Origin of the sequence: Nonomuraea sp. NPDC049625, assembly GCF_040675285.1 — a bacterium.
Classification (GTDB): domain Bacteria; phylum Actinomycetota; class Actinomycetes; order Streptosporangiales; family Streptosporangiaceae; genus Nonomuraea; species Nonomuraea angiospora_A.
Genome location: NZ_JBFAOQ010000010.1, coordinates 349,638 through 376,374, shown reverse-complemented (window position 1 = coordinate 376,374; position 26,737 = coordinate 349,638). Strand labels below are relative to the sequence as shown.

Genomic DNA, 26,737 nt, shown 5'->3' with positions numbered 1-26,737 from the left:
GCGCGGCCGTCGGCGTAGTGGGGACCGGAGCCGCCGGCGCGTCGGTCAACGGCATGACGCCCCGCTCCACCCGCCGGATGCAGGCGGGGCACGCGGTGGAACCCCCTCCGGTTGTGGCTGGACGCCCTGTACACCCGGCTCCGGTCGGCCGTCTCCGCAAGCGGTGTCCGTACCAGCAGAAAATCGATCACGGCCGCCGAACAGGACGGCCCCGCCATGGAGGCGCCGGTCTCGCCCCAGGTCCGTGCCGCCGCCTACCGGGCGCTCGCCTCCCGGCCGGGAGGCGTCGACCTCGGCGAGACCGGCGGCGGGCGACACTTGCGGGTCCCGGTGATGTTCGGCAAGGGCACCATGATCGTCGACCCGGATACCGGGCGGATCCGTGAAACCTCCGCATGGGCTCCCCTCGCAGGCGGAATGGCCCAAACCCAGGACGGCATGGTGACGATCGACGCCGAATGGACGGACCGGCTCCCGCCCAGCTGACGTGCGCTTCGCAGGGCCAGGACGCAGGCCCTGCGGCGCCGGCGGGCGTGGTGGAGATCCACACCGAACTGGCCGAACTCGACGCTACCGGTTACCGGCCCCTGCGCCTCCATGGTCTGAGCTGATGAGGCACCCTCTGTCCATCTCGCAGGGCATGATCAGGGCGTGCCGAACCAGCCGGAGAGTGCTTCGCGCAGGGCGGGCGCGGCGGTGCCGGTGGGTTCGTCGATGGTCGCGGCCCAGGCGATGTGGGCGTCCGGGCGGATCAGCAGGGCGTCGGCCGGCCGAAGGTCGGTCTTGGCGGTGTGGATGTCGACGCGATGCTGCCAGTCTTGGGCGGTTTCGCGCAGGTCCGGGCGGTCGGCGAGGTCGAGCAGGATCGGCCGGGCGGGGTGCAGGAGTTCGGCCACGCTGGTCTTGCCCTGGCCGGTGTGGAGGGTGAGGTCGGGGGCGAAGGTGCCGGCGAGGGGGTGGTGGTCGGAGCCGGGCATCGGGTAGCGGATGTCGGTGCCGGCGACCAGCGCTCCCATGCGGCGCAGCGGCTGCTCGTCGGTGAGGAGTTCCTGGAAGACCTCCCGCAGTGCTTCGGCGGCCGCGTCGTGCCCGCGCCGTAGTGCCACCTGGGCTCGGGTGTGCAGCATGGTACGGGCGCCGGCGAGGTGGCGTTCGCTGTGGTAGGTGTCCAGCAGGCCGGTCGGCGCCCAGCCGTGGAGGTTCGCGGCCAGTTTCCAGGCCAGGTTGACGGCATCCAGCATGCCGGCATTGAGCGCCACCCCGGTGGCGGGGAACAGGTGCGCCGCATCGCCGGCCAGCAGGATCCGCCCCTCACGGTAGCGCTCGGCCTGCCGGGCCTTGAAGGTGAAGCGCGACAGCCGGAGCGCCTCTCCCACGGGCAGTTCCACGCCGAGCACGCGACGGACGCTGTCCTGCAGTTCGGCGACCGTCATCGGGACGTCGTCGTCGTACTCGGTGCTCTCGTCCTCGATGGTGTAGAGCGAGACGGTCTGGGAGCCGGGCGAGGAGCCGACGCCGAACAGACCACGGTCGGTCCGGGTGAAACCCGCGTGGACAGCGCCGTAGCCGGGCACGTCGAGATCGCCGTTTCCGAGCACGGTCACCTTCTCAGGCAAGGTGACCTGGGCCAGCCGGTTGACCTCCGGATAGATGGTGCCGGGAAAGCCGATGCCGGCCCAGTCGCGGACCCGGCTGCGCGCGCCGTCACACCCGACCAGGTAGCGGGCGATCACCCGGTACGCCCCGTCCGGTCCGTGCACGTCCACGCTCACCGCGGCCTCGTCCTGGCTCACCCCGGCCACCTCGTGCCCGCGGCGGACGTCGACGCCGAGCTCGCCGGCGCGTTCGTCGAGTAGCCGCTCAAGCAGCTGTTGCGGGAGCGGCAGGGCGTGCAGCGGGGGATCTGCCAGCTGGGTGAAGTCCAGGTGCACACCGCCGAAGGGGAAGCGGGGAGCCGGAGCAGGGCCGGTGCAGGCCGCTTCGAACCGTTCCAGCAAGCCCCGGTAGCGCAGGAGCTCCAGGATCTGCCCGCCGAGACCACCTGCCTTCGGAGTGTCCCGGCGCTGCGGATGCCGCTCCAGCACCAGTGGTCGCACCCCGGCCAAGCGCAGCTCGGCGGCCAGCATCAGGCCGGTCGGACCGGCGCCCACAATGATCACATCGGTGTTCATCACCGGGTAGCTCCCTTACAGTCCGTCGTTGTCAGCAATACATGCATCTCGTTACTCCCTGTTTCTGCAGGTTCTGGCCTCGGCTGACGATCTCCTGGACGGTTCAGCTTTCGACGCCGTCGGCGACGGTGGAGGTCGGGGTGCTGAGGATGCCGTCGAACGCGTCGAGGACGGGGGTGTGCAAGTAGGCGCCTTGTATCCGGATGCGATCGGGACCCGGGGCAACGGCCTCTCGGCGTGCCCGGCGGAGGTCGGCGATGCTGAGCCCCAGGCCGGCATCCGCGAAGGCGGCTTCGACGCTTCCCGGCTCGGGCGCCTCCAACGCCGTGTTGTCGATGGCGAAACCGAAGCGCGCGTTCTCGTCGGGCCGCATGTCGGCTGTGTGTCCGGTGGTGCTCGTCAGGCCGAGGGCGAAGTACTCATCGCCGAGTGCGCGCTGCAGGTGCTGTCCCATCGGGAGCCCCGTGAGGTGACCGTTGAAGGAGATCGGCACCTTCTGGAGGTGGGCGTTGTGAGCCGCCAGCACGATGCGGGCCCCGGGTTCGAGGCGCTCCAGGTGCCAAAGGACCGACCCGGCCATGTAGACGTCGCGGGCCGAGGTGTCGGCGGTCAGCCCGTTTCCGGCGTACAGGCCGGCCATGGCACGGAAGCCGTAGTCGGCGTGGCAGGCGGCCTCGATGCGACGCAGGGCGATGTCATAGCTGTGCTGATCGCCACGGGAGACGTACAGCGCTTCGACGGCGCGGAACCGGATGAGCAGGCGCATCAGGACAGCGCTGAGAGCGTCCTGCTCGGCAGTGGCCAGGCGCGTCCAGGCCGGCGCGGCCGAGGCCGCGGAGGCACCGGCGAACGACTCGGCCATCCGCATCGCCGCCTGGACCGCCGGGAGGGTTTCGGGATCGATCTCGCGGAGGTAGTCGGCGACCGGGGCCAGCGCGGGAAGCAGGGATCCACCGGCCGCCGGGATGTCGATCCCGGCGAAACGCACCGGCACCCCGGCTGTGGCGTTGTGCCGGCGCATCCAGCGCAGCGGCTCATCGACTCCCACGGGGATCGCCTCGGCGAGATGGGCCGACAGATCATCATCCGTCCCCTCCCCCTGGGCCCAGGCGTCAAGGGGGAAGCCTTCGCTGAAGCCGTACTCGAAGGCCAGGACGGTGAAACCGCAGTGTTCGACCAGGAACCGCAGGATGCGCCGGCGCATGAGTGAGAACTCGTTGATGAAGTGGGAGTTCTCACCGATCGCGACGACGCGGGCGTCGCCGAGGATGTCGCGTACCGGCTTCAGATCGTCGAGCGGCGCCTCAGGGTCGAGGTGGGTGAGCGGGACGGCCTGGCGGCGAAGCCAGCCGGCGAACGGGTTGGGATGGGACGAAGCAGGCATGCCGATAGCTCGATTCCGAAGTGCTGGAACTGTGAAACGGAGGTCAGATGTCGCAACCGCGAGCCAGGATCCGGCTCGAGTGATCTCACAACGTGTGGACCAGCGTGAGCACCTGGAACTCGCGCTCCATCGCCCGACCGGCGATCCCGGCGAGCTCTCCCGTCCCGGAGTTCGGGACGATGCTCCCTTCGCTGCTCTGTTCGGCTCCATCGGCCAGCCCCCAGTGCTGGATGACCAAGGTGCCATGGCGGCCGTCGAGCGTGCCTTCGATGCGCTCCGAGGCGACGTAGCCACCGCCGGCGCCGCCTTGGGCCGTCAGCACCTCGGCGACACCCGTTCCTTCGATCACGCCCTGGTAGCGCTTCCGGATCGTGACCCGGGTCAGCTTGGGCCCCTCGGCGTGCTCGTCATACACCGTCTCGTCGAACTCAACGATCTCGAACTTCGCCTGCACGGTGTGCTCCACCTGCGGGTCACTCATGATGACTCGACTCCCAAGTGGCGGCCACCTTCTCCAGGTCGTCGATACTGCCGGACATGATCGTGCGGATGTGCTCGGTGATCTGCTGGAGCGGCCAGTCCCACCAGGCCACAGCGAGGAGGCGGTCGATGTCGGCGTCGCTGTAGCGGCGGCGGATGAGCCGGGCCGGGTTGCCGCCGACGATGCCGTAGTCGGGCACGTCATCGACGACGACGGAACCGGAGGCGATGATCGCTCCGTGGCCGATGCGGACGCCGGGCATCACCGTGGTCCGGTAGCCGAGCCAGACGTCGTGGCCGACCACGGTGTCACCCCGTCCGGGCAGACCGGTGATGAGGTCGAAGTGCTCGGCCCAGGAGCCGCCCATGATCGGGAAAGGGAACGTCGAGGGCCCGTCCATGCGGTGGTTGGCGCCGTTCATGATGAACCGCACGCCCTCCCCCAGCGCGCAGAACTTCCCGATGACCAGCTTGTCCGGCCCGTAGTGGTACAGCACGTTGCGGGTCTCGAAGGCGGTCGGATCGTCCGGGTCGTCGTAATAGGAGAACTCTCCGACCTCGATCAGCGGCGAGGTGACAAGAGGCCTCAGCAGCACCACCCGCGGCTGCTCGGGCATGGGATGCACCACGGTCGGGTCGGCAGGAATGGGCATCAAAAATCGTCTTCTTTCCGAAGAGGTGGGGGTGGAGTCCTTGGGACCTGGGAGCTCTTATCGGTACGGAACGCACCGTGCCGATAGGATGATGTCCAAGTGGGGCTTCCGATGTCAAGTACGGCACGTACCGTACCGATAAGGTGTCGGCATGACCGACACGCCCCATCGTCGCGGCGCCGACCGGACCGAGGCCATCATGCGGACCACACTGGAGCTCGGCCAGGAGATCGGCTACGCCAAACTGAGCATTGAAGCGGTCGCCGCCCGCGCGGGCGCGAGCAAGCAGACCATCTACCGCCGATGGTCGTCCAAGGGCGCCCTGCTGCTCGACTCGCTGTTGTCGCTGAACGAGCCCGGCCTGGACTATCCCGACACCGGCGACATCGTCGCCGACCTGCGCGCGCAGATCCGCGCGGCCGTCGACCTGCTGGCCACGCCACCCTTCGGCCCCTTGTACAAGGCCCTGATCAGCGAGGCCCAGCACAATCCCGAGATCGCTGCCGCGCTCAACGAGCGCTTCATCACCCCGCAGGCGGACAAGACCGTCGCCCGGCTGAAAGCGGCCCGCGACCAGGGCCAGCTGTCACCCGGCTTCGACCTCGACCTGGCGATGGCGATCCTGTCCGGCCCGCTGTACTTCCAGCTCCTGATCACTCAGGAACAACTGACCCATGAGTATGTCGACCGGATCCTCAACGCTCTCTTCGCCGGGATGGGGCCCTCGCCACGCTCGTCGGTTTCATAAGCGCCGGGGAGTCCGCTACGGGAGGTCGATGCCGGCCGAGCGCATCCTTGCCTCGAACAACTCGTCCAGCCGAGCCCAGGCCGGCTTCTGCTCTTGTCCGTGGTGGCTGAGCAGGCTGTACCGAATCGCGCCGTCGGCGCGGGCCCGGAGTCCGGCCGGGATCGGCATCAGCGAGGGGTGGGCGAGGAAGTGGTCGGCCATGGCTGTGGCGAGTTCGTCGATCCGGGGGTCCTCCGGCTCCCACTCGGCGGCACACCACAGGCGTTTGACCAAGGAGACGTACCGAGGGTCGTCGAGGGCGCGCTCGACCTTGGTGACACAGTCGTCGAAGCCTTCCGGCACCAGGGCCCTGATCAGCACCAGGCCCTCCCGGGCCATCGTCACGTCGTCCGGGGTGAAACCCAGCTCGGCGGCCACCCTGTCCAGCTTCGCGAGAACGCGGTCGGGCAGCAGGGCCCGGTCGCCGGTGGCGAGCCGGCGCAGCGTGTCGCGCCGCGCGATCGGATCGTCGATCCGGTCGGTGAGGCGCCGTTCGACGTCGACGAGCGCGGCGGCGAACCGGTCAGGGTCGGCGTCGAGTATGGCCCCGATCTCGGCGAGCGGCACGCCGGCGGCGGCCAGCGTCCGGATCTGGACCAGCCGCAGCAGGTCGGCCGATCCGTAGCGGCGGTAGCCGGAGCTTCGCGCACAAGTGCAGGGGACGGAGCATCGGAAACAGCCAGCCCCACCGGCGGTCCAGCCCCGCGGGTACGCGCCGTCCACGGACACCACTCCCAGGACGCGGCCCGGGTTCCGGCCGGCCCAGTGCAGCGCGACCGGCGCGCCGTAGGACCAGCCGACCAGCAGCGGCCGGTCGACGCCCCTCGCCTTGAGGACGGCGTCGACGTCACGGACGTGCGCCTCGAACGAAGCGGCCACCGCCGAACGTCTCGATCGGCCGCGGGGTCGGTCACCCGTTCAGCGTGCAAGCTGACCTAAGGTCAAGGTCAACCCTGGGGGCGAACGGCTTGCCTTCCCCCGCTAGGGACGGAGCACGATCTTGCCGTGAGTGTGCCGCTGTTCCAGCTCGCGGTACGCGTCCCGTACCTGCTCCAGTGGGTAGGTGCGGGCGATCGGCACTTCGAGCTCCCCACGCGCGGCGAGCCGGGCCAGCTCGCCGACCACGACCGCGCACGCCGCGGCGCCTTCTCCGTCGGTACGCGCACCGACCTTGGCCGCGGCCTGCCAGTCGCAGATCGTGTTGATCCGCTCGGGCCGCACGCCCAGCTCCACTGCCAGCTCCACGTAGCCGTCGCCGAACGTGTCGATGAACGCGTCGACCTTTCCGCCGCAGGCTTCCCGGATCCGCTCGGCCACACCCTCCCCGTACGCGATCGGAACGACACCGCGATCCTTCAACCAAGCGTGGTTCGGCTCGCTCGCCAGCCCGATCACCGTGGCGCCGCGCCGCCGCGCGAGCTGTACCGCAAGGGACCCGACGCCGCCCGCCGCGCCGGACACGACGACCGTGTCGCCCGGCCCGGGGTCGACCGCGAACACGGTGGCGTACGCCGTCGTGCCGGCCACGTACAACGACCCGGCCACCTCCCAGGACAGCCCCTTCGGACGCGGGGTCAGCTGCACATCGTCCACCACGACGAACTCCGCGTGGCTCGCCCTCTTGTGAGTGAAGCCGAGGACCTCGTCGCCCACCGCGACACCGCGCACCTCCGGACCGACCTCCACCACGAGTCCGGCCAGATCGCTGCCCTGCCCGGAGGGGAACGTCGCCGGCCAGCGCTCGTGCCGCGCACCCTGCCGGATCATCACCTCGCCGGGCTGGATCCCGGCCGCACGGACCTCGACCAGCACCTGCCCGGGGCCGGGCACCGGACGCTCCACTTCCTCCACCCGCAGGACATCGATCCCGCCGTACTCGTGGAACCGCACCGCCTTCATCGCCTGATCACCGCTCTTCCTCTTTCGGACAGGCCTTCACACTGCCATCGCCCTCGATGGCCCAGGAACGGAGCGGTCTTCCTAGGACCGACGCTCCGATGATGCGTTCGACCACCGATTCGGGGATGCATCGCGACGCCTCCCGCCGAAAGGGGCGCTGCGCATGCTGGGCGAGCGCCATGACCGCCATCCCCGCTGGGGGACGACGACCGTGACCGCGGCCCGTGGCTCACGAACTGCGCCCTGCGGTCGATCGCGTTCGGCTGGCACGGGCGCGTCGTTGCGCGGGTCGCCGCAGTTCATGAACCCTGCTCGGCTCCGGTCAGCATGGCGACCATGCTGTGGGGTGCGTCGTCGCCGAACATGATCGTGTAGATGTCGTCGTCTGCGGCTACGCCGGCGGCGCGAGTGAACATGGCTTGTTCGTACTCGGCGAGTGCGGCCTCGACGTCGTCGGGGCGGGCGGCGATGGCCTGGCCGAGTGCGGCGCCGTCCTGCATGGCCAGGTTGGCGCCTTCGCCGTTCGGGGGCATGAGGTGGGCCGCGTCGCCGAGCAGGGTCACACCCGGTGTTCGATTCCAGCGGTGTCCGGTCGGCAGGGTGAAGAGGCGGCGCAGGACCGGCGGGGTGTCGCTGTCGGTGATCAGGGCGGTGAGCTCGGGAGCCCAGCCGTCGAACTCCTCGACGACACGCGCGGTCACGGTTGCGGCATCGGTGAGGTCGATGCCGGCGAGCCAATCCTGTGGTTTCACCAGTTGCGCGTAGCTGTGCAGGGTTCCGCCGCTCTCCCGATGGGCCAGGATTCCCTTACCCGGCGTGAGCGCGAACAGCGATCCGGCGCCGACCGCCTCCGCGGCGGCGGGATGGCGGGTGTCACCGTCGAACAGGAACGTCTCGATGACCGAGACGCCGACGTACTCGGGGGTGGCGCCCGAGAGCAGCGGACGAACCCGCGACCACGCGCCGTCCGCGCCGACGAGCAGACTCGTGACGACGGTGGTGCCGTCAGCCAGGCCCACCTTGTAGCGGCCCTCGTCCAGGGTCTGCACGCCGGTCACCTTGCACCCCCACCGGACGATGCCGTTCGGAAGTGAATCGAGCAGCAGTTGCCGCAGCTCGCCGCGCTGCACCTCGGGACGCTCGCCCGTGCCGTCGTCGGGCCGGTCGAGCAGCACGGTCCCCTTCCGGTCGAGGACCCGGTAGGACTCGCGGCCCTCCAGGACGAGCTCGCGAAACCCCTCGGTCAGGCCGGCCGCCTCGAGCGCCGGTTGGCCGTTCCAGGGGTGGATGTCGAGCATCCCGCCCTGACGGCGCGCGGCCGGTGAGGGCTCCGCCTCGTAGACCGTGACGGGGATGCCGTGTACGTGCAGGACGCGGGCCAGCACCAGACCGCCGAGGCCGGCACCGATGATCGTGACCGGGGTCGTCATGGCGTTCCCTCCAGAGGGGTTTGGATCGACGATCCAATCAAGCTAGCACGACTTTGGATCGACGATCCAAACGTGCGATAATGCGACCATGGCGAACAAGGCTCAGCGGACCCCGCGGCGCACGGACGGGCTGTCCAAGGAGCTGATCGTCAAGGCCGCGACCGAGATCCTCGACACCGACGGCGAGACCGCGCTGACCTTCCGTGCGCTCACCACTCGCCTGAGCACCGGCTACGGGGCGATCTACCACCATGTCGCGAACAAGAGCGACCTGCTCGCGGCGGCCACCGGCGACGTCATGGCCGGCGTGATGTCCGGCGTGGTCATCGATACAGAGCCGCGGGAAGCTCTGCGTACTGTCGCATTGGGCCTGTTTGACGCGATCGACGCGCACCCCTGGGTCGGCGCTCAACTCTCCCGGGAGCCGTGGCGTCCCGCGCTGCTGGAGATCTACGAGTGCATCGGCAGGCTGCTCGATGCGCTCGGCGTTCCCGAGCATGCACTTTTCGACGCTGCGGGCGCGCTCGTGAACTACGTGCTCGGTGTCGCCGGGCAGAATGCCGCGAACGCCCGGGTCCTTGCCAGCAGTGAGGCGGACCGCTCGGCCCTCCTGTCCACCGTCGCCGCACAATGGTCGCAGCTGGACCCCGGCAAGTACCCGTTCGTGGTGAGAGCGGCGACGCAGTTGCGCGAGCACGACGACCGCGAACAGTTCCTGTCCGGCGTCGACATCTTCCTGGCCGGCATCGCGACCCTTCGCTAGAACCACCACCTGCCAGGGGCTGTTCCAGCTTGTCACCCACCGCGCCGCGACGCTCTACCGCCGCCTGGCGTGAGCCTCCGGGACGGGCGTGTTGATCAGCAGGGCCGCCAGCGCGGCGGCCAGGAGCAGGACCCCCGCCCCCCACGCCGTCGCGGTCGTGTACCCGTGGACCAGCGCCCGCGCCTGCGGTACGCCCGCGCGCAGAGAGGCGGCGGTGGCCGCGGTGGCGACCGTGTTGAGCAGCGCGGCGCCGAGCGAGCCGCCCACCTGCTGTGCGGTGTTGACCATGGCCGAGGCCACGCCGGCCTCCCGGCGGTCGACGCCTTGGGTCACGACGCTGAACCCAGGGGTGATGACACAGCCGATCCCCCCGCCCAGCAGCACCTCGGCCGGCACGATCATGGTGAGGTAGTCGCTCTCGGGAGTGAGCCCGGTGAGCAGCAGCAGGCCGGTGGCCGTGACGAGCAGCCCGGGCACGATGAGCAGCCGCGCGGGCACCCGCGGCAGCAACGGACTGGCGATGCCGAACGCGCTGGCCGCCACGGCCAGCGTCATGGGCAGAAAGGCCAGCCCCGCCTGGAACGGCGAGTAGCCCAATACCGCCTGAAAGTGGTACGTGAGCAGCAGCGACATGCCGAACAGCCCGACGATCGCCAGCCCCGAGGCCACGCAGGCGCCACCCCGGTTGCGCTCCCACAGCAGGCGCAGGGGCAGCAGCGGCTGAGCGGCCCGCGACTCCCACAGGACGAACGACGCCAGCAACAGCACGGCCGCCCCGAGCGGGACGATCACCTGAGCCGCTCCCCATCCGGCCGCCACCGCCTGCGTGCACGCGTACACCACGGCGACGAGCCCGCTCGTCACCAGCAGCACGCCGGGCACGTCGAAGCGCTGCCTGCCCTGGGACTCGCCATCGGCCAGCACCCACAGCCCGGCCAGGCCGGCCGCCAGCCCGATGATCATGTTCACGTACAGGCACCAGCGCCACGACGCGAACTCCGTCAGCAGACCGCCCGCCAGCAGACCGACCGCTCCTCCGCCGCTGGCGATCGCGCCGTAGACCGCGAACGCCCTGGCCCGCTCCTTCGGCTCGGTGAACGTCACGGCCAGCAGTGAAAGCGCGGTCGGGGTCAGGACCGCGGCGAAGGCGCCCTGCAACGCCCGGCCCGCGACCAGCATGGGAAAGTTCACCGCCGCACCCCCGATCGCCGAGGCGGCCATGAACCCGGCCAGCCCGGCCAGGAAGACCCGCTTGCGTCCGAGGTAGTCGGCGATCCGCCCGCCCAGCAGCAACAGGCCCGCGAAGGCCAGCGTGTACGCGGTCACCACCCACTGCCGGTCGGCGTCGGACGGATGCAGGGCCTGCTGCGCCGAGGGCAACGCGATATTCATGATCGTCGCGTCCAGGGCCACCATCAGCTGAGCCACGGAGACGACGGAGAGGGCGACCCACCGCCGGGATCCGGTCATCGCTACGCGTCGTCGGCCATCGGGCTGAACTGGATGCCCGCCAACCGCCACGAGCCCTCCTGCTTCACCCACACCTGGGACACCCGCACCCGCAGCGCCACCGGCCGGCCGTGCGAGGTCGCCTTGTTGCTCTGCACGTTGCGGACGATCGCGGCATCGCCATACATCCGGATGTCGATCCGGCTGGTGTCCAGGGCGTGGTACTCGAACTGGGCGTGCCGGCCGATCCACTGCTCCTTGTCGAGCACGTACCCCTTGGGACCGATCGACTGGAAGTCGTCGGCCAGCAACTCGCGCAAGCGGTCGGCGTCCGCGGCCAGCTCGGCCTCGTCGAACTGCCGCTGCAGGCTTAAGACCGCCTCTTTCTCCGTGTCCGTCATGAAGCCGAGCATAGGCGTGGCCGCGAAAATGGGAACCGGATAATTCCGGGTGCGAGAAAATGTCCGGTGAATGTCCGGTCCATGACCTGTCGCCCATTGATCGCCATCAGCCAGACTCTCTTTCAGCCGAAGCCGGCGAAAGAATGCGAGGCGAGCATCGCCACCCGGCATATCGCGGTCACGAACGCCTGGCTCATCCCCCACCGTCCCAACCGAAACCCGCGAAACAGGAGAGTGCGGATGCGGATCGGCAAACTCGTCCTCGCGGCCACCTCTGTGATCATCGGAGGAGCCGCGCTGTTCGCGACCCCGGCGACGGCCGGAGCCGCCGCTGCCCTGGCTCCCTGCCGCGTGGTCGCCGACACACACGGAGGGTCGTTACGGCTCTGGTACTGCGACGGCACCGGTGGAACAAGGAACGGCTATCACGGGCAGGCGGTGGGCGCCTTCGAAGGCGACCAGCTATTCCTCAGAAGCGCCGCCGGCACCAAGACCGCAGTGGTGAACATCCCCCGGAACGGCAATTACGACACCGCCACAGTCGGTCGCCAGGGAGGGCCATGGAAAGCCTGCTACGACCCTTGGCCAACGGCTCCGGGCGTAGGGGACGAATTCTGCACCGCGGCAGGCTGGTGATCCGAGGGTCCACGCTCCTGCACTCGCGTGCAGGAGCAATTCCGGCCCCGGTGCTGGGAGAACGGTGTAGCAGTCACATCCGACTCCCCGTGCCGCGCCGGATCCCGACCTGGCGCAACAAACCGGTAGCAGGCGCTTCGGTCATGAAGAGGACCCTCCCTGGCGGACATACTCATCCATGCATGGGCAGGCGTCTGGCGGCAGCGTCCCGTAGCGCAGGAAGAGACGATCGGCTTTGCTCAGGAACGGCTCGATCTGGCCCTGCATCGTGCCGTCCGCCCCTCGGGAGAACGACCAAATGCGGGTTCTTTCTCCGCCTCGATTCCTGAATCGCGGCCACCATGGGGAGACTTTTTTGTCCGGGTCGTCATTGACGCCGTAGTGGTAGCGAGCCATGGGAGCCGACGCGTGGACTCGGCTTTGTCGTCAAAATCCCATTCCTCTCCGGGCCTGTCGCCCGTTCGTACGCACGCCTGGGCCGTCCCTTGACATGCTCGTCCGCTCGTGTCGGTAATTATGCGACAGCTCGAGAATGCGATCGGGACGGTCGACGGCCTTTTCGAAGTCCTCTCGGCCCAGACTGATAGCCAGTCCGCGAAACACTCGAATCCGTCGGACGATGCGTAGCCGGTGGTGATGTGTCGATGCCATGGCCCATGATCATGGCATCCGGAGGGACTTCCCGCTTACCCGCCGCCTGCTGGCCGTCGGAGGCACCGCGCCGCCGATACGCTCTGGCGCAGAGCGCTGGTGGCGAGCAACGTGAGTGACGGACGAACGCAGTCGGCGATTTCTCACCGCGGGTAGCGGCGGACTTGGTCGCGTTCCCGAGATGACGATACGCGGCGATCTCGAGATGGCTCGCCGAGCACGGTCGCTCGGTGTTTCTCGGCACGGTGACGCCGGTGCGTGCCACGGCGGTCGAGGACGCCCGCGGGGCTTCTGAGACTCCCGGCCTCCCATCGAGAGCGGACCTGAGTTCAGGGCTGGTCTCGCGACCCGAGCGGGGGTCGTCGTGGCGCTGATCGTAGTTCCTCGGCCATGGCCGCTTGGATAGCACGCGCCGTTACGCCTTGCCCGCCGAAGCCGGGAGTGGCTCCCAGGTGGGACTGCCGGTCGGTGTCTGGTCCGCACCGGTCAGCCGGATCTCGTAGGCGATCTCCTCGCCGAACCTCCCTACGAGTTCCTGGCGGATGCGGGCAGTGCGGCGGTGATCCTCACGGCCGGGGCACGACTCCGTTGCTGAGGGCGTCGAACAGGCGCTCCAGGCGGGCGCGGTGGTCGTCTGCGACGGTGTCGGCCGGGTCGCCGGCGATCAGGCGCCGGGCGGTCTCCACCAGCACGACGGTGTAGCCGGCGATGAAGAAGGCGGCGAGCAAAGGGGCGTCGCCGTCGAAGAGCGGGTCGCGTTCGAGCTCGCCGGCGAGAGTCTGTTGGAGGTCGGAGGCGATCTCCCTGGCGCGGGCGACCAGCGTGGGCGAGGCCGCGACGGTCCGGAAGAAGGGGGCGGACCCCTCCTTGAGGCCGGACAGGGCGTGGCGCTCCTCGAGGAGGCGGAACGCCGTATCGCGCAGGGACTGGAGCACCCCGGCGTCCGGGGCGCGGTCGTGTACCGCTGAGCGCAGGAGCCCGACGGCGTCGACCTCGCGGTCCAGCAGGAGGTCCTCCTTGCGCGGGAAGTGCTTGAAGACCGTCACGGCCGAGACCCCGGCCTCCCGCGCGACCTCGGTGACCGCGACCGTGTCGAATCCGCGTTCGAGGAACAGCCGGGTCGCGACCTCCGAGATCTTCGCGCGCGTCTGCGGTCCGCCTCGCGCTCCGGTCCTGGGCATCCCGACCTCACTTTCTTGTGTCACTTAACTTAGTCGCATAATCTAGTGGCGTGTCCTTCGAACAGACCACTGTCATTGTCGCCGGAGCAACCCCCCACCGGGCCGCGCTCCACCGCGACCACGGCCCGCGCGAGCGGCCGGATCGCCCTGATCAGGGTCCCCGCCGGGATCACGACGTGAAGGGAGTCCTCCATGAATGAGATGGCTGCTCGTACTCCCCGGTCGCTGCGGGAGGCGTGGGTCGCGTTGGCGGGGCTGTCGGCGGTGTTCCTCTTCGAGATGCTGGACAACTCGATCCTGAACGTCGCGCTGCCCGTGATCGGACGCGAGCTGCACGCCTCGACGATCGCGTTGCAGTGGGTGACGGGCGCCTATGCGGTCGTGTTCGGCGGGTTGATGCTGGCGTTCGGCGCGATCGCCGATCGGTTCGGCCGGCGGCGGATCATGCTGATCGGGCTGGTCCTGCTCGGCGTGGCGAGCCTGGCGACCGCCGTGGTCACCACCGCCGAGCAGCTGATCGCCGTCCGGGCGACGATGGGGGTCGCCGCGGCGATGACGACCCCGGGATCGATGGCGCTGGCGTTCCGGCTGTTCGACGAGGACGGCCTGCGCGTGCGCGCAGTGACCCTCATCTCGACCGTCGGCCTGGTCGGGCTCGCGATCGGCCCGACGGCGGGCGGCCTGGTGCTGGCGATCGCGCCCTGGCAGGCCCTGCTGCTGGTGAACGTGCCGATCGCCGCGCTGGCGTTCCTCGGCGTGCGCGCCGGCATCGCCGCCGACGACCCGGCCGGCCTCCACCGCGACCCGCTCGACGTCCCCGGGATGCTGCTGGGCACGGCGACGATCGCGCTCGCACTCCTCGCGCCGACGCTGTTCGTGGACGAGGGCACCGGCTCACGGGCGCCCTGGGCGGCCACCGCCGCGGCCGCCGCGACGGCGATCTGCTTCGTCCTGCGCGAGCGCCTGGCCCGCCATCCGCTGCTCGACCTGAAGCTCCTCGCCCTTCCCCTGGTTTCCAGCGGGCTGGCGTACAAGGCCGCCACCGGGCTAGCGACCGCCGGACTCGGTTACCTGGTGACGCTGCAGTTGCAGCTCGACTGGGGCTGGACGCCCGCACAGGCAGCCATCGGGATGCTGCCGCAGGTCGTCGTCCTCATCGCGGGCAGCGCGTTCGTCAACCCGTTCGTGCAGCGCGTCGGCCTGGACCGGGCCGCCTGGATCAGCGCCGCGGCGGTCGTGTCCGGCCTCGCCGTCTACGGCCTGCTCGGCCGGGTCGGCTACCTGTGGGTCGCGATCGCGCTCGTCCTCGTGGCGGCCGGGATGCGCGTGGTCGGCGTCGTCGCCGGGCTCAACGTGGTCCGCGGCCTCCCGGACAACCGGACCACGATCGGCACCGCGCTCGTCGATACCGCCACCGAGGTCACCTCCGGCACCGGCATCGCCATCACCGGCACCATCCTCGCCGCCCTGTTCACCGGCGACATCGCCACCTCCCGCTGGAGCCCGCAGCAGACCGGCGAGTTCCACCAGGCCGTCACCATCGCGGGCCTCACCCTCACCACCGTCGCGGCGGCCCTCGTCGGCTGGGGAATCGCCCGCACCCGGTACGCCGCCGGCGGCCAAGCCGCCACTCCCCTCGACGACGCCGTCCCCCAGGACGCCTGACACCCTCTGCCGCAGCGCCCGCACCATCATCAAAGGAGCGCACATGACGATCACCCTCCGACCGGGGGCAAGCACCGTGGTGTTCACCGGCGATTCGATCATCGACTGCCAACGGCTGGAGAGCGAGGACGGCCTCGGGTTCGGCTACCCGCTGCGCATCGCGGGCGAATGGGGCCCCCGGCATCCGGACCGCCCCGTGACCTGGCTGAACACCGGGATCGGCGGCAACAAGGTGATGGGCCTCGAAGCCCGCCGGCAGGCGGACGTGCTCGACGCGCACCCGGATGTGGTGTCGTGACCCGGCCGTCGAGCCGCCCTCTTCATCGCCGGTTACGGCACCCTGATGGTGGAGAACGCGCGTCGCCTCATCGCGACAGGGGCTTCAGCTCGTCGGCGACCAGCTTGACCACCAGATCGTCCAGGGCCAGCACGGCGTACTCCGAGACGTGATGCTCGGTCTTGTCGCCCGGCGAGACGCCGTCGGCCCCGTACGTGAGGAAGGTGAAGCGCCCCATGGTGAGCTGGGCGAGCTGGCGGTAGATGTACTCGCCCTGGGCGTCGAGACCCGACGAGGCGATCGGCTCGATCTTGATGCCACGTTCGGCGGCCCGGCGGGCCTCGGTCAGGTAGTCCGGCCCGTCGTAGTCGAGGTGCGGCGGGGCGTCGGCGATGAGGAAGACCAGCCTGACGGCGTCCTCGCGCCAGGCCGGCTTGGCCAGCGCCTCGGCGAGCGCCGCGTTCAGGTCCTCGGGGGTGTCACCGCCGCCTTCGGCCCGCACCGCGGTGAGCTGCTCGCGGAACGTTCCCACGTCGGCGGTGAAGTCGGTGGTCCTGGTGACATATTCGTCGCCCTTGTCGCGATAAAGCGTCATGCCGAGCTCCAGTTCGGGCCCCGCCGTCAGCTTGGCGATGCGTGCGGCGACCGAGTCGACGCTGGCGGTCAGGCGGCCGATCTCGTCGCCCATCGAGCCGGTGGTGTCGATGAGGAACAGCACCTGCAGCTTGGCCCGGCCTTCCGGCCCGGTGACGGGCAGCTTGACCTTGGGCGCCTGGCCGGTGGCCGCGGCGGTGGCTCCGCCGTACGAGACGGAGATCCGGCCGTCACCGAAGATCAGCGCGCGTCCGTCGGCGTAGGTGCGCGCCTTCTGATCTCCAGCCTGTACGGTGGCGCCGGACAGCGGCCGGCCGCCCCTGTCCGTCACGGTCACGATCCGGCGCCCGCGGACATCGGCGTCGCGCACCTCCTGGTCGCCGTCGGCGAACTTCTTCCGGTAGTCGAGGTAGGCGGTGAAGGCGGCGTTGTCGTCGACGCTGCCCGCGCGTAACCCCGATTGCCCCTGGTCTCCGGACCTCGGTTCGGGGGCACCGGCGGCGGTCGTATCCGCTGCGCCGCAGGCGGTCAGGAGGATGGCGGACAACGGCAGGACGGCGAGACGTACACGGTGACGTGTCATGACCTTTCCGACGGAAGGATCGGCGCGGGCGTTCGAGCCCGGGCCACACGGTGACCGTGCCGTGCCCGACGTGTGACCTTCCGGCCGCTGTCATGGCCGCCGGGGGGTGTACGGCGCCCCCGTGGCGGGCCTCGTCCACGGCGCCGAGGTCAAGAGACCGCGATCGAGGCCGAACCCGTCCGCCAAGGCCTGTCCCTGCTTCTGCTGCCCTCGGCCCGCGCCCACTTCCGCAAGTGAGGCGTCCCGCGGATCACCGTGCCAGCCGCCCCAGCAGTACGGACGCCGCCGTGATGCCGATCGCCGTGGCCGCGAACAGCACCGCGAAGTCCAGCGGCAGGTGCGCGGGCACGCCGAGCAGCAGTCCGCGCAGCGCGTCGACCTGGTAGCTGAGCGGGTTGACCGCGCTGACGTACTGCAGCCAGTCCGGCATGGCCGTGGTCGGGTAGAGCGCGTTGGACGCGAAGAACAGCGGCATCGTGATCGCCTGCCCGATGCCCATCAGCCGGTCGCGAGTCAGGACGATTCCGGCGATCGTCACCGACAGACAGGAGAAGAACGCCGAGCCGAGCAGCACGGCCACGATCACGCCGGCCAGGCGCACGGGGTTCCAGGTCATGCTCACGCCCAGGAGCGCGGCGATGAGCATGACGACCACCGCCTGGATCATCGCCTTCACGCCGGCGGCGAACGCCTTGCCGGTGACCAGCGCGGCTCGCGGGGTCGGCGTGACCAGGAGCTTGGTCAGGACCCCCGAGTCGCGCTCCCAGATGATCTGGATGCCGTAGAAGATGGCGATGAACATCGTGGACTGGGCGATGATCCCGGGGGCCAGATAGTCGAGGTACGGGATGCCGTCGCTGGGGATCAGCTTGATGCGGGTGAACGTCTCACCGAAGATCAGCAGCCACAGGGCGGGCTGGATCGCGCGGGTGTACAGCTCGGTGCGATCGTGGCGCAGCTTCTGCAGCTCCACCACGCACATCGCGGCGACCCTGGCGGGCAGCACGCGCCACCCCGTACGGGCGCGCGGCGGAACGAGCAGCAGGTCGAGGCCGCCCGCGCCGGCGCTGTCAGCCGACACGGGAGGCGGTGTTGCGGGTACGGCGGACATCGCGGAACTCCCCTCCTCCTTCGTCGAGGCCGCTTCCGGCGACGTCGCGGAACACGTCCTCCAGCGTCGGCACCGCGCCGTCACCGCGCCGCTCGCGCAGGTCGGCGATGAGCCGTTCCGGGGTGCCGAGGGCCCGTACGCGTCCCTTGTGCATGAGCGCGACCCGGTCGCAGTACTGTTCGGCCTCGTCCATGTAGTGCGTGGTGACCAGGACGGTCATCCCGGTGGCGGCGCGCACCGCCATGATGTGCTCCCAGACGCTGGTGCGGGCGATGGGGTCGAGCCCGATCGTCGGCTCGTCCAGCATGAGCAGGCGGGGCGCGCTGACCAGGGCCTGGGCGAGTTCGAGGCGGCGTACCATGCCACCGGAGTAGGTGCCGGCCATCCGGTCGGCGGCGTCGGCGAGCCCGACCGCCTCCAGCGCCTGGCCGACACGGCCCGCGCGCTCGCGCCGGGGGACGTCGAAGACGCGGGCGAACAGGGAGACGTTCTCGCGGCCCGTGAGGCTCGCGTCCGCCGACAGCTGCTGGGGCACGTACCCGAGCAGGCGGCGCACCGCCATCTTCTCGGTGGCCGCGTCGTGCCCGAAAACCCGCACCATCCCGGACGGAACGGGCAGCAGCGTGGTCACGCACCGGATGGCGGTGGTCTTGCCCGCCCCGTTGGGGCCGAGCAGACCGAACACCTCTCCGGCGGCGACCGTCAGATCGACACCATCGACGGCCCTGGTCCGGCCGAACGAATAGCGCAGGCCGGTGCAGGTGACCGCGTCACCCGTGGTCGGCGTACCGTCCCTCATGCCGTCCCCACCTCCTCGTGCAGGCCCTCGGCGAGCCTGCGCAGCGCCGGGAGCGCGGCGGTCAGCGCGGCCCGGTCCTCCTCACTGAGCCGCTCCACCTGCTCGCGGACGAGCGCCGCGCGCCGCTCCTCCCAGGCGCGCAGCCGCGCCTCGGCCTCGGGGGTGGGCAGCAACCGGGCGGAACGGCGGTCGTCGGTGCCGGTCTCCCGGCGCAGCAACCCGGCGGTCGTGAGCTGATTGACCAGCGTGGACACCGAGTTTCCTGCCAGGTACAGCTCCTTGGCCGCCGCCGAGACGCCGATGCCGGGGTTGGTGGAGACCAGCCGCAGCAGCTCGACCTGGGCACCGCGCAACCGCGGCCCGGTCAGCCCTCGGCGCAGCTTGCGCCGGAGGAGCCGCTGGATACCGGTCAGGACGCCCGCGAGAGCGTCGGAGAGTTCCGTGCTGCCCATACTCAGAACATTAGCTCTGTTCACGAGCTAATGTGAAGTAGTCTTAAATGATCTCGAGGTTGGCCATCATGCCCATGTCCTCGTGTTCGGCGTTGTGGCAGTGGAAGAGGTAACGGCCGCGGTAGCCGTCGAACCGGGTGATGATCTCCACGGCTTCGCCGGGCCGTAGCGAGACGGTGTCCTTGAGCCCCGCGTCGTGGGCCAGCGGCGCCCTGCCGCTGCGCGAGAGCACGCGGAAGCCGACCAGGTGCAGGTGGACGGGATGGTGGACGTCGGCGACGAGCCGCCAGACCTCGACGTCGCCGAGCCGGGCCGTGACATCGGCGCGGGCGGGGTCGAACGGCAGGCCGCCGATGAGCCAGCCGTGGCCCGCGTGCATCTGCCCGGCACGGAAGGAGAAGTCGCGCACCCTGACGGCGTCCGAACGCCGCCAATCCGGCAGATCGGTGGACAGCCTGCCGGGGATGCGGCTGTCGTCGGTGGCTCCGCGGGCGACGCGGAAGGCCATCACGTCGCCGGTACGGCCTGCGCCGAGCCGGTTGATCACCCTGACGAGGCTGCCGGCCGGGACGCCGGAGAAGTCGACGACCACGTCGTAGCGTTCGGCGGGCGCGATCGGCAGCAGCCGGTGGGTGACCGGGACGGCGAGCAGCCCCTGGTCGGCCCCGATCTGGACGAGGTCGAGGCGGCGCCCGTCGTCGGTGACCGCTTCGAGTTCGTAGTGGCGGGCGTTGGAGGCGTTGAGGATGCGCAGCCGGTAGCGGGCCGCGTCGACCTCGTGCACGGGCCAGGGTGCGCCGTTGACCAGGATCACGTCGCCGAGGACGCCGGCGAGGTACGGCTCGCGGACGCCGGGCCGTACGCGCAGGGTGGGGTCGAGGGCGGGGTAGGCGAGGCTGCCGTCGGCGGCGAACGCCCGGTCGGCGATCATGAGGGGCAGCTCGCGCGGTCCGGCGGGCAGGCCGAGGGCCTCCTCGGCGTCGTCGCGGACGATGTGCAGCCCGGCCAGGCCCCGCCAGATCGCGGGGGCGGTGAAGTCCATCCGGTGGTCGTGGTACCACAGCAGCGTGGCCCGCTGGTCCAGCGGGAAGGTGTAGTCCCTGGTCAGCTCGGTCACCACGGCCCTCGGGTCGCGCATGCCGTGCTCCATGTGCATGGTGTGCTCCTGCCGGCCCTCGGGCAGGACGAGATCGGTCGGATACCCGTCGGAAGCCGCCGGGGTCCGCCCGCCGTGCAGGTGCACGACCGTCGGGACGGGCAGTTCGTTGCGGTGCGTCACGGTGACCGGCCGGCCGCGGCGCGACTCGATCGTCGGCCCCGGGAAGGTCCCGCCGTACGTCCACATCGGCGTGGTGACACCGGGCAGGATCTCCGCGCTCGCTTCACGCTGGGTGATCTCGTAACGGTCGGCGCCGCCGGAGGTGCTGACCGGCTTCAGTACGGCGGGGATCGGCAGCGGCACCTGGAAAGGCGGCGGCAGCGGTACGGCACTGCGCAACTCGGCGCCGGTGACCGACGGCCTGCGGGCCAGTGCGGCCGAGGCCGACAGCCCGGTGGCCGCCATCAGCCCGAGCGCCCCGCCGATGCCCAGAACCCGCCGCCGGGTCAGGCCCCGGGCGTCATCCTCACGCATCGCGAGCCTCCCGCCGCGGCAAGGGCCGGCTCCAGACGGCGATGAACAGCACGACGAGCGCGACGACGGTCATCACACCCAGCGGGATGTGCAACCACAGCGCGCCGTCCAACCCGGCGAAGTACTGCACCGTCTCGGCCGCCACCACCGCCGTCGTGGCCAGGAACGGCCACACCTGGCGCAGCCGGATCCACACGACGATCGCCACGATCACCTGCAGATAGCCGATGGAGGTGACCACGTCGGCGCCGATCGCGTGCCAGCGCAGGCTGTCGAAGTCGCCGGTCAGATACACCCCGGCGAACACCGGCTGGCCGACGATCGCCACCACATGCGCGCTGACGACGGCCCGCAGTGTCCGCGCGGCCATGGAAAGCATGCGACATCCCTCCTCACTTTGTTCTCGCTGTTCGCGAGCAGGCTCGACACTATGGCTCGCCAGTTATCTTGTCTAAGATCAGTATTGCTATGCTGTTATGACCGGGGAGTCATGATGGAGCTGAACACGCTCAGGCAGTTCCTGGTGGTGGCGCGGCTGGAGCACCTCAGCCGGGCGGCGACGAGCTGCGGGGCGGCCGGCTCCTCGAGCGGCTCTTCGCCGCCAGGGGCCTCACACAGAAGATCGTCTGTGAGGTCGACGAGCCCAGCTCCATCGCCGACCTGATCGGCGCGGGGCTCGGCATCGGCCTCGTCCCTTCGTTCGCCCGGCATACCTCCATCCGGGCTCCCCTCGTCGCGATCACCGTCGACAGCCCCGACTGCCGTCGCGCGCGCACGCCGTACTGGGGTGCCGACAGCCACCTGTCGACCGCCGCCCGCCTGATGCGCACCATGATCACCAACTGGAGCTGGACCACCGGCGATGCGCCGGCCTCACATTCCGAGGGGCTGTCCGGTCAGTAACTACAGAGACGCGGGTTTCACTATCTCGACCAGAAGAGGCGACATGTCAACAGCTCAGGAAGCACGCAACAAGGAGACGTACCACCGCTTCCACGAGGCCATCAACAGCGGCGATCTGGAGATCATCTCGAAGGCGATCGACGAGTTCATTCACCCGGACGGGCGGTTCCACACGGCGGAACTGGCTGGCGTGACCGCGGTGCAGGCGCAGAAGCGCATATGGGACGTCCTCCTGCGCGCGTTCCCCGACATTCACGTGAGCGTCGAGGACCTGCTCGCGGAGGGAGACAAGATCGTCGCTCGGCAGAGGGTCACCGGGACCAACTCCGGTGAATACCGGGGCATGCCCCCGACCGGCAGATCCGTCACGTACAACGAGATCTTCATCGCCCGCTTCGCCGACGGCCAGATCACCGACATTTGGGGGGTCGTGGACATCTATTCACAGCTGCAGCAGCTCGGCCTGATCAAGGCGTAGTACCTCGCGATCATCGTGCCCGGAGGCCCTCCCCCGGAGCCGACCGGCCCCGAGGCTGGGCCTCGGCACCGCAACGGCCGACGAAGCCGTCGCAGGGCATGGGGAATCGTGTGGGTCCCTCCCGGGGCCGGTACCGCGGCCCGGTTCTGTGGCTCCCGTACCTGAGCTTTCTTACTCGACCGGGCCCTGCCTCGGTGCCGCACGGACGTGCGCGCGTTCGCCTTGTTTCCCGATGAGGCTCAGGAACTCGACGGGTCCGGCGCTGGTGGCCCCGAACCAGTGCGGGGTACGCGTGTCGAACTCCGCCGCCTCCCCTGGCCTGAGGGTGAGGTCATGCTCCCCGAGCACGAGGCGGAGCGTTCCGTTGAGGACATAGGCCCAGTCGTAGCCCTCGTGGGTGCGCAGATCGGGTTCGGCGTCGTCGCTTCCGGTCGGGAGGACGAACTTGTAGGCCTGGATTCCTCCGGGCCTTCGGGTCAGCGGCAGGACGACCGAGCCGTCGCCGCACGGGATGGGACGCAGATTGACGCGGGGATCGCCGGTCGGCGGCGCGTCGACGAGCTCGTCGAGTGTGACCCCGTAGGCGCGAGCAAGCGGAAGCAACTGCTCGAGCGTGGGACGTCGCAGGCCCGCCTCGAGCCGGGACAACGTGCTGGTGGAGATGCCGGTCTCCGCCGCGAGGTCGGCGAGCGTGACGTCTCGATGCAGCCGAAGGCGTTTCAACCTCGGTCCCACAGCGTCAAGAGTGCGGTCTATGGTTTCGTCCACCCCGCCATTTTGCCATTCGGCAACAGCGTTTGCGAATCTGCCTGCTCTGTCAGCACCATGAACAACGCCACAGCAGAGAGATCATCGCGAACAAGGGAAAACGACCTATGACGTACGAATTCGACAAGGACTTCTGGGAGCGGCACTGGCAAGAGGGGCGAGCCGGGGGCTCCGGGTCCATGGGCGGCAACCCGCCGAACCCGTACCTCGCCCGTGAGACCAGCGGCCTGACACCGGGCACGGCACTGGACGCCGGGTGCGGCGGCGGCGCCGAGGCGATCTGGCTCGCCTCTCACGGCTGGCACGTCACCGCGGCCGACATCTCGTCCGAGGCCCTTGCTCGCGCGGCCGAGCGCGCGGCGACGAGCGGGGCCTCCGAGCGGTTGCAGTGGGTCGAGGCGGATCTGCGCCTCTGGAACCCGGGCGATCGGTTCGACCTGGTCATGACCCACTACGCCCACCCGGCGATGCCCCAGCTGGAGTTCTACGATCGCATCGCCGGGTGGGTGGCTCCCGGCGGCACTCTGCTCATTGTGGGGCACCTGCACACCCCGGAATCCACCGGCCACGGGCACCAGCATCCGGCCGAAGCGTCGGCCACCGCCGCGACCGTCACCGCGCGCCTGGACGGCACGGAGTGGGAGATCGTCACCGCCGAAGAGCCCCGCCGCACGCTCACCGGCCACGGGGGCCGAGCGGTCCCCCTGCACGACGTCGTCGTGCGCGCCACCCGCCGCCGGTGACCGCGCCGACTCCCCTGGCCTTCTGAAAGGAATCGCATGAGTACGAACCCGGGAGCACCCGGCCCGACCATCCACGACCCACGACAACGACGTACGATCCTGGCCGGGGTCTGCATCGCGCTCATGGCGGTCATCGCTTCGGTGTCCGGGCTGAACGTCGCCCAGTCGGAGCTCACCGTCGCGTTCGACGCCTCGCAGACCGAGGTCTTGTGGTTCATCAACATCTACACCCTCAGCCTGGCCGCGTTGCTCCTGCCACTCGGCGCGATGGGCGACCGGTGGGGCCGCAGGCCGGTGCTGCTCGCCGGCCTGGTCGTGTTCGGAGCAGCGAGTGCGGCGGCCGGCCTGGCCACGTCGTCCGGGATCATGCTCGCCGCGCGGTTCCTGAGCGGCGTGGGCGCAGCGATGATCATGCCGGCCACCCTCGCCGTCATCACCTCGACCTTTCCGGATGAGGAACGTTCCAAGGCGATCGGCGTGTGGACCGGCGTCGCCGGCGGTGGAGGCATCTTGGGGATGTACCTGTCGGCGGTCCTGGTCGACCTGGCGAGCTGGCGGTGGCTGTTCGTCCTGCCGGTCGTGCTCGTCGTCGTCGCCATCGTCATGGCGCTGCGATCCGTCCCGAACTCGCGCGAGGCGTCAGGGCACGGGTTCGACGCCATAGGCTCGGTGTCGTCCGCGGTCGCGGTGGTCGGGCTCGTCTTCTTCCTCCACGAGGGCCCCGAACGAGGCTGGACCGCGCCCGCGACACTGCTGGGCCTTGTCGTCGGCCTCGTCGCCGCTGTCGGATTCGTGGCATGGGAGCTGCGCCGGCAGGCACCGCTTCTCGACGTCCGCCTGTTCCGCGAACGTGGTCTCGCGAGCGGTTCCGTGTCTCTCTTGACGGTCTTCGGCGTGCAGGCGGGGATCTTCGTGGTCCTCTTCCCGTACTTCCAGGCGGTGCTCGGCTGGTCCGGCCTTCGCTCCACCCTGGCGCTCATGCCGATGGCGCTGCTGATGATGTTCGCCTCCGGCCTCGCCCCGCAGGTGGCGGCTCGGCGGAGTGCCGGACGCCGCCGCCGACACCGCCCGCGAGGGGGTCGCCAACGTCCTCGCGGGCGGTGTCGGGACGCAGGCGCTGATCCGGGCCGCCCAAGAGTCTTTTGTCGCCGGGTGGCAGCAGGCCATGTGGGCGGGCGCAGTGGTCATGGCGGCCCTGTTCGTGTACGTTCTCGCGCGAGGTCCGCGGCCACAAACCCGGGGTTCCGACAGCGACAGCCGTGAATCCAACGATGTAGCCGCCGACCTGCGCTGACTCACCCAGGCGACGACCGTCTCCTCTGAGCGCGAACGGCCCGCCGTCCTTGCCCGTCCCGGTCCGTCCGAAGGCCCACAGGTCGTCCGGGGCGACCGCCACCACTGACAGTGTGACGAAGACGCCGTGCTCGGCCAGGGACGGGCAAGTACTGCCCGCCGCTCTACGGCCGGCCCGACGCTGCTGTACGCGGGCACGGCCGACCCCTGGCACGAGCCGATGCGGACCTTCGCCGAGCGCTCAGGCGCGAGCTTCGTGTCCGTGTCCGACGCGAATCACCAGGGCTACTCGGACAAGACCATGTACTGGTCGTGGCGGCCGTAGAGGTCGGTCCACTCCTCTTCGCTGAGTTGCCGCCCGCTCGCCACGATCTCGGCCAGCTCCTGGAAGTAGGCCTCGCGAGGAGCGCCAGGGGCGAACAGCACCAGCATCGTGGCCGGCCCGTCCGAGTTGCGGAACGCGTGAATCCCGCCGGGAGGGACATGGAGGAAGTCACCTGGGGTGCCGTCGGCCCAGCTTTCCCCGTTGTACAGGCTGACCGTCCCGTTCAGGACGAAGAAGGACTCGGAGAAGGTCCGGTGAAAGTGAGGTCCTCCCCCGGACGGCTCGGCGCCCATCTCCCACCGGTAGAGCCCGTACTGGCCGCCGGTACTCGCGCCGGTGGCCAGGTAGTGCACCCTCGTACGCCCGCCGATCAACAGGTCCGGCGCGGTGTCCGCCGTGTGGAGCCTGCCGGTGACCTCTCCCTTGTCACCCAGGTAGCGAGCGTCCGGATATGACATCCCATTCCTCGTCGATGGAGGAACTCTATAGACGCCGGTTCCGGGCGCTTTGTGACACCCAGGCCTGGTGGCGCACGTCACATCGTCGAGTTGTCACAGGGACCGGGTGGCCGGCATCTCCATGCCGTCAGGACGCCGCGCGAACGATCCGCGCGGCGTGCAGCTCCACAAGTGAGGACGAAGTCATGGAACCCCGTATGAACCTGAACGCCAACGAGTTCGGCGCCAAGCTCGGCAAGCGGTTCTACAACGTCAGCCTGGCGATCGAGCAGTCGACGCTGCCCAAGCCCACCCAGGACCTGGTGATGCTGCGTGCCAGCCAGATCAACGGCTGCGGCTTCTGCGTCGACTACCACTCCAAGGATGCCGCGGCCGCCGGGGAGAGCGCGGTCCGGCTCAGCCTGGTCGCCGCCTGGCGCGAGTCCACCGTGTTCACCGAGGCCGAACGGGCCGCGCTGGCGCTCGCCGAGGAGGGCACCCGGCTCGCCGACGCCTACCAGGGGGTGTCCGACGAGACCTGGGCGCAGGTGCGCAAGCACTACGACGACGACCAGATCACCGCGCTGGTCTACCTGGTCGCCATGATCAACGCGGCCAACCGGCTCGGCGTGATCGTGCGCACCCAGGGAGGCTCCTACGAGCCCGGCATGTTCGCGAGCATGTCGAGCTGATCGACGGGCGAACCCCGGTCCAGGATCGTTCGATCCCGGGCCGGGGCCGCCCAGGTCCGGGTGCGGCGGCGGCCGGTTCGCGCCGCGGGCTAGGATCGC

At 69.8% G+C, this 26,737-nt stretch carries 29 protein-coding genes and 1 pseudogene; 11 read left to right on the top strand and 19 right to left on the bottom strand.

Annotated features, from left to right (window positions below; translation table 11 throughout):
- The first annotated feature begins 111 nt into the window (after window positions 1-111).
- Entirely contained in the window at window positions 112-486 is a 375-nt protein-coding gene (locus AB0J87_RS38780) for a hypothetical protein (protein WP_363973997.1), read from the top strand.
- A gap of 158 nt (window positions 487-644) precedes the next feature.
- Here AB0J87_RS38780 and AB0J87_RS38775 read toward each other — a convergent pair whose 3' ends face one another.
- The 4 genes from AB0J87_RS38775 to AB0J87_RS38760 all read right to left on the bottom strand — a co-directional run bounded on the left by AB0J87_RS38775 (window position 645) and on the right by AB0J87_RS38760 (window position 4,688).
- Complete coding sequence (locus tag AB0J87_RS38775; RefSeq protein WP_363974080.1) at window positions 645-2,171, bottom strand: FAD-dependent monooxygenase; 1,527 nt, start codon at window positions 2,169-2,171, stop codon at window positions 645-647.
- Window positions 2,172-2,274: 103 nt separating this feature from the next.
- Window positions 2,275-3,555 (bottom strand): erythromycin esterase family protein, encoded by a 1,281-nt coding sequence (locus AB0J87_RS38770; protein WP_363973994.1) that lies wholly within the window; start codon window positions 3,553-3,555, stop codon window positions 2,275-2,277.
- 85 nt (window positions 3,556-3,640) lie between these two features.
- Complete coding sequence (locus AB0J87_RS38765; protein ID WP_363973991.1) at window positions 3,641-4,021, bottom strand: DUF3224 domain-containing protein; 381 nt, start codon at window positions 4,019-4,021, stop codon at window positions 3,641-3,643.
- A gap of 7 nt (window positions 4,022-4,028) precedes the next feature.
- Complete coding sequence (locus tag AB0J87_RS38760) at window positions 4,029-4,688, bottom strand: CatB-related O-acetyltransferase (protein WP_363973988.1); 660 nt, start codon at window positions 4,686-4,688, stop codon at window positions 4,029-4,031.
- 151 nt (window positions 4,689-4,839) lie between these two features.
- Between AB0J87_RS38760 and AB0J87_RS38755 the strand changes: the two genes are divergently transcribed.
- Window positions 4,840-5,436 (top strand): TetR/AcrR family transcriptional regulator, encoded by a 597-nt coding sequence (locus AB0J87_RS38755; RefSeq protein WP_363973986.1) that lies wholly within the window; start codon window positions 4,840-4,842, stop codon window positions 5,434-5,436.
- A gap of 15 nt (window positions 5,437-5,451) precedes the next feature.
- Here the strand turns inward: AB0J87_RS38755 and AB0J87_RS38750 are convergent, their stop codons facing one another.
- From AB0J87_RS38750 to AB0J87_RS38735, 4 genes and pseudogenes are all read right to left on the bottom strand, one after another.
- The gene (locus AB0J87_RS38750; protein WP_363974077.1) at window positions 5,452-6,198 is read right to left on the bottom strand and encodes a MerR family transcriptional regulator; all 747 of its coding nucleotides are present in this window, start codon (window positions 6,196-6,198) and stop codon (window positions 5,452-5,454) included.
- Between the two features lie 3 nt (window positions 6,199-6,201).
- Window positions 6,202-6,363 (bottom strand): annotated as a pseudogene (locus tag AB0J87_RS38745) (alpha/beta fold hydrolase); the annotation flags it as partial.
- A 93-nt stretch (window positions 6,364-6,456) separates the two neighbouring features.
- Window positions 6,457-7,374: an NADP-dependent oxidoreductase gene (locus AB0J87_RS38740; RefSeq protein ID WP_363973983.1), complete on the bottom strand. Its 918-nt coding sequence runs from the start codon at window positions 7,372-7,374 to the stop codon at window positions 6,457-6,459.
- 299 nt (window positions 7,375-7,673) lie between these two features.
- The gene (locus tag AB0J87_RS38735) at window positions 7,674-8,804 is read right to left on the bottom strand and encodes an NAD(P)/FAD-dependent oxidoreductase (RefSeq protein WP_363973979.1); all 1,131 of its coding nucleotides are present in this window, start codon (window positions 8,802-8,804) and stop codon (window positions 7,674-7,676) included.
- An 88-nt stretch (window positions 8,805-8,892) separates the two neighbouring features.
- Here AB0J87_RS38735 and AB0J87_RS38730 point away from each other — a divergent pair, with 88 nt between their 5' ends.
- A complete protein-coding gene (locus AB0J87_RS38730; RefSeq protein WP_363973976.1) occupies window positions 8,893-9,567 on the top strand; it encodes a TetR/AcrR family transcriptional regulator C-terminal domain-containing protein in 675 nt (224 codons plus the stop codon).
- A 54-nt stretch (window positions 9,568-9,621) separates the two neighbouring features.
- On the opposite strand, the gene AB0J87_RS38725 is transcribed toward AB0J87_RS38730, so the two are convergent.
- Together AB0J87_RS38725 and AB0J87_RS38720 are read right to left on the bottom strand one after the other, a co-directional pair.
- Window positions 9,622-11,037 (bottom strand): MFS transporter, encoded by a 1,416-nt coding sequence (locus AB0J87_RS38725; protein WP_363973973.1) that lies wholly within the window; start codon window positions 11,035-11,037, stop codon window positions 9,622-9,624.
- Window positions 11,038-11,039: 2 nt separating this feature from the next.
- Window positions 11,040-11,417, bottom strand: coding sequence for a nuclear transport factor 2 family protein (locus AB0J87_RS38720; protein WP_363973970.1), 378 nt, complete (start codon window positions 11,415-11,417; stop codon window positions 11,040-11,042).
- Between the two features lie 96 nt (window positions 11,418-11,513).
- Between AB0J87_RS38720 and AB0J87_RS38715 the strand changes: the two genes are divergently transcribed.
- Entirely contained in the window at window positions 11,514-12,053 is a 540-nt protein-coding gene (locus tag AB0J87_RS38715; protein ID WP_363973967.1) for a hypothetical protein, read from the top strand.
- A 1,217-nt stretch (window positions 12,054-13,270) separates the two neighbouring features.
- Here AB0J87_RS38715 and AB0J87_RS38710 read toward each other — a convergent pair.
- Window positions 13,271-13,885 (bottom strand): TetR/AcrR family transcriptional regulator, encoded by a 615-nt coding sequence (locus tag AB0J87_RS38710; protein WP_363973964.1) that lies wholly within the window; start codon window positions 13,883-13,885, stop codon window positions 13,271-13,273.
- A 192-nt stretch (window positions 13,886-14,077) separates the two neighbouring features.
- Here AB0J87_RS38710 and AB0J87_RS38705 point away from each other — a divergent pair, with 192 nt between their 5' ends.
- Window positions 14,078-15,550: an MFS transporter gene (locus tag AB0J87_RS38705; protein ID WP_363973961.1), complete on the top strand. Its 1,473-nt coding sequence runs from the start codon at window positions 14,078-14,080 to the stop codon at window positions 15,548-15,550.
- A gap of 43 nt (window positions 15,551-15,593) precedes the next feature.
- Window positions 15,594-15,848, top strand: coding sequence for a hypothetical protein (locus AB0J87_RS38700; protein WP_363973959.1), 255 nt, complete (start codon window positions 15,594-15,596; stop codon window positions 15,846-15,848).
- A 67-nt stretch (window positions 15,849-15,915) separates the two neighbouring features.
- Here AB0J87_RS38700 and AB0J87_RS38695 read toward each other — a convergent pair whose 3' ends face one another.
- The 6 genes from AB0J87_RS38695 to AB0J87_RS38670 all read right to left on the bottom strand — a co-directional run bounded on the left by AB0J87_RS38695 (window position 15,916) and on the right by AB0J87_RS38670 (window position 21,378).
- Window positions 15,916-17,004 carry a vWA domain-containing protein gene (locus AB0J87_RS38695; RefSeq protein ID WP_363973956.1) on the bottom strand — a complete coding sequence of 363 codons (1,089 nt, stop codon included), beginning with the start codon at window positions 17,002-17,004 and terminating at the stop codon, window positions 15,916-15,918.
- A gap of 250 nt (window positions 17,005-17,254) precedes the next feature.
- Window positions 17,255-18,085 carry an ABC transporter permease gene (locus tag AB0J87_RS38690; RefSeq protein WP_350730448.1) on the bottom strand — a complete coding sequence of 277 codons (831 nt, stop codon included), beginning with the start codon at window positions 18,083-18,085 and terminating at the stop codon, window positions 17,255-17,257.
- On the bottom strand, window positions 18,075-18,914 hold the full coding sequence (locus AB0J87_RS38685; protein ID WP_363973952.1) for an ATP-binding cassette domain-containing protein: 840 nt from the start codon (window positions 18,912-18,914) through the stop codon (window positions 18,075-18,077). Before AB0J87_RS38685 ends, AB0J87_RS38690 begins: the two co-directional genes overlap by 11 nt.
- Window positions 18,911-19,366, bottom strand: coding sequence for a MarR family transcriptional regulator (locus AB0J87_RS38680; RefSeq protein ID WP_350730451.1), 456 nt, complete (start codon window positions 19,364-19,366; stop codon window positions 18,911-18,913). The genes AB0J87_RS38685 and AB0J87_RS38680 overlap by 4 nt, the downstream gene beginning before the upstream one ends.
- 43 nt (window positions 19,367-19,409) lie before the next feature.
- A complete protein-coding gene (locus AB0J87_RS38675) occupies window positions 19,410-20,999 on the bottom strand; it encodes a multicopper oxidase domain-containing protein (protein WP_363973948.1) in 1,590 nt (529 codons plus the stop codon).
- Complete coding sequence (locus tag AB0J87_RS38670; RefSeq protein WP_363973945.1) at window positions 20,992-21,378, bottom strand: hypothetical protein; 387 nt, start codon at window positions 21,376-21,378, stop codon at window positions 20,992-20,994. Before AB0J87_RS38670 ends, AB0J87_RS38675 begins: the two co-directional genes overlap by 8 nt.
- Before the next feature lie 185 nt (window positions 21,379-21,563).
- Between AB0J87_RS38670 and AB0J87_RS38665 the strand changes: the two genes are divergently transcribed.
- Together AB0J87_RS38665 and AB0J87_RS38660 are read left to right on the top strand one after the other, a co-directional pair.
- Window positions 21,564-21,902: a LysR family transcriptional regulator substrate-binding protein gene (locus tag AB0J87_RS38665; protein WP_363974074.1), complete on the top strand. Its 339-nt coding sequence runs from the start codon at window positions 21,564-21,566 to the stop codon at window positions 21,900-21,902.
- Between the two features lie 43 nt (window positions 21,903-21,945).
- Window positions 21,946-22,380, top strand: a complete 435-nt coding sequence (locus AB0J87_RS38660) for an ester cyclase (protein WP_363973943.1) — start codon at window positions 21,946-21,948, stop codon at window positions 22,378-22,380.
- 171 nt (window positions 22,381-22,551) lie between these two features.
- Here AB0J87_RS38660 and AB0J87_RS38655 read toward each other — a convergent pair whose 3' ends face one another.
- Entirely contained in the window at window positions 22,552-23,148 is a 597-nt protein-coding gene (locus AB0J87_RS38655; protein WP_363973940.1) for an XRE family transcriptional regulator, read from the bottom strand.
- A 107-nt stretch (window positions 23,149-23,255) separates the two neighbouring features.
- Here AB0J87_RS38655 and AB0J87_RS38650 point away from each other — a divergent pair, with 107 nt between their 5' ends.
- The gene (locus AB0J87_RS38650) at window positions 23,256-23,891 is read left to right on the top strand and encodes a class I SAM-dependent methyltransferase (protein ID WP_363973937.1); all 636 of its coding nucleotides are present in this window, start codon (window positions 23,256-23,258) and stop codon (window positions 23,889-23,891) included.
- A gap of 36 nt (window positions 23,892-23,927) precedes the next feature.
- On the top strand, window positions 23,928-25,154 hold the full coding sequence (locus AB0J87_RS38645) for an MFS transporter (RefSeq protein WP_363973935.1): 1,227 nt from the start codon (window positions 23,928-23,930) through the stop codon (window positions 25,152-25,154).
- 315 nt (window positions 25,155-25,469) lie between these two features.
- Here AB0J87_RS38645 and AB0J87_RS38640 read toward each other — a convergent pair whose 3' ends face one another.
- Window positions 25,470-25,967 carry a cupin domain-containing protein gene (locus tag AB0J87_RS38640; RefSeq protein ID WP_363973932.1) on the bottom strand — a complete coding sequence of 166 codons (498 nt, stop codon included), beginning with the start codon at window positions 25,965-25,967 and terminating at the stop codon, window positions 25,470-25,472.
- 185 nt (window positions 25,968-26,152) lie between these two features.
- On the opposite strand from AB0J87_RS38640, the gene AB0J87_RS38635 reads away from it, so the two are divergent.
- Entirely contained in the window at window positions 26,153-26,638 is a 486-nt protein-coding gene (locus AB0J87_RS38635; protein WP_350730464.1) for a carboxymuconolactone decarboxylase family protein, read from the top strand.
- Window positions 26,639-26,737: the final 99 nt, after the last annotated feature.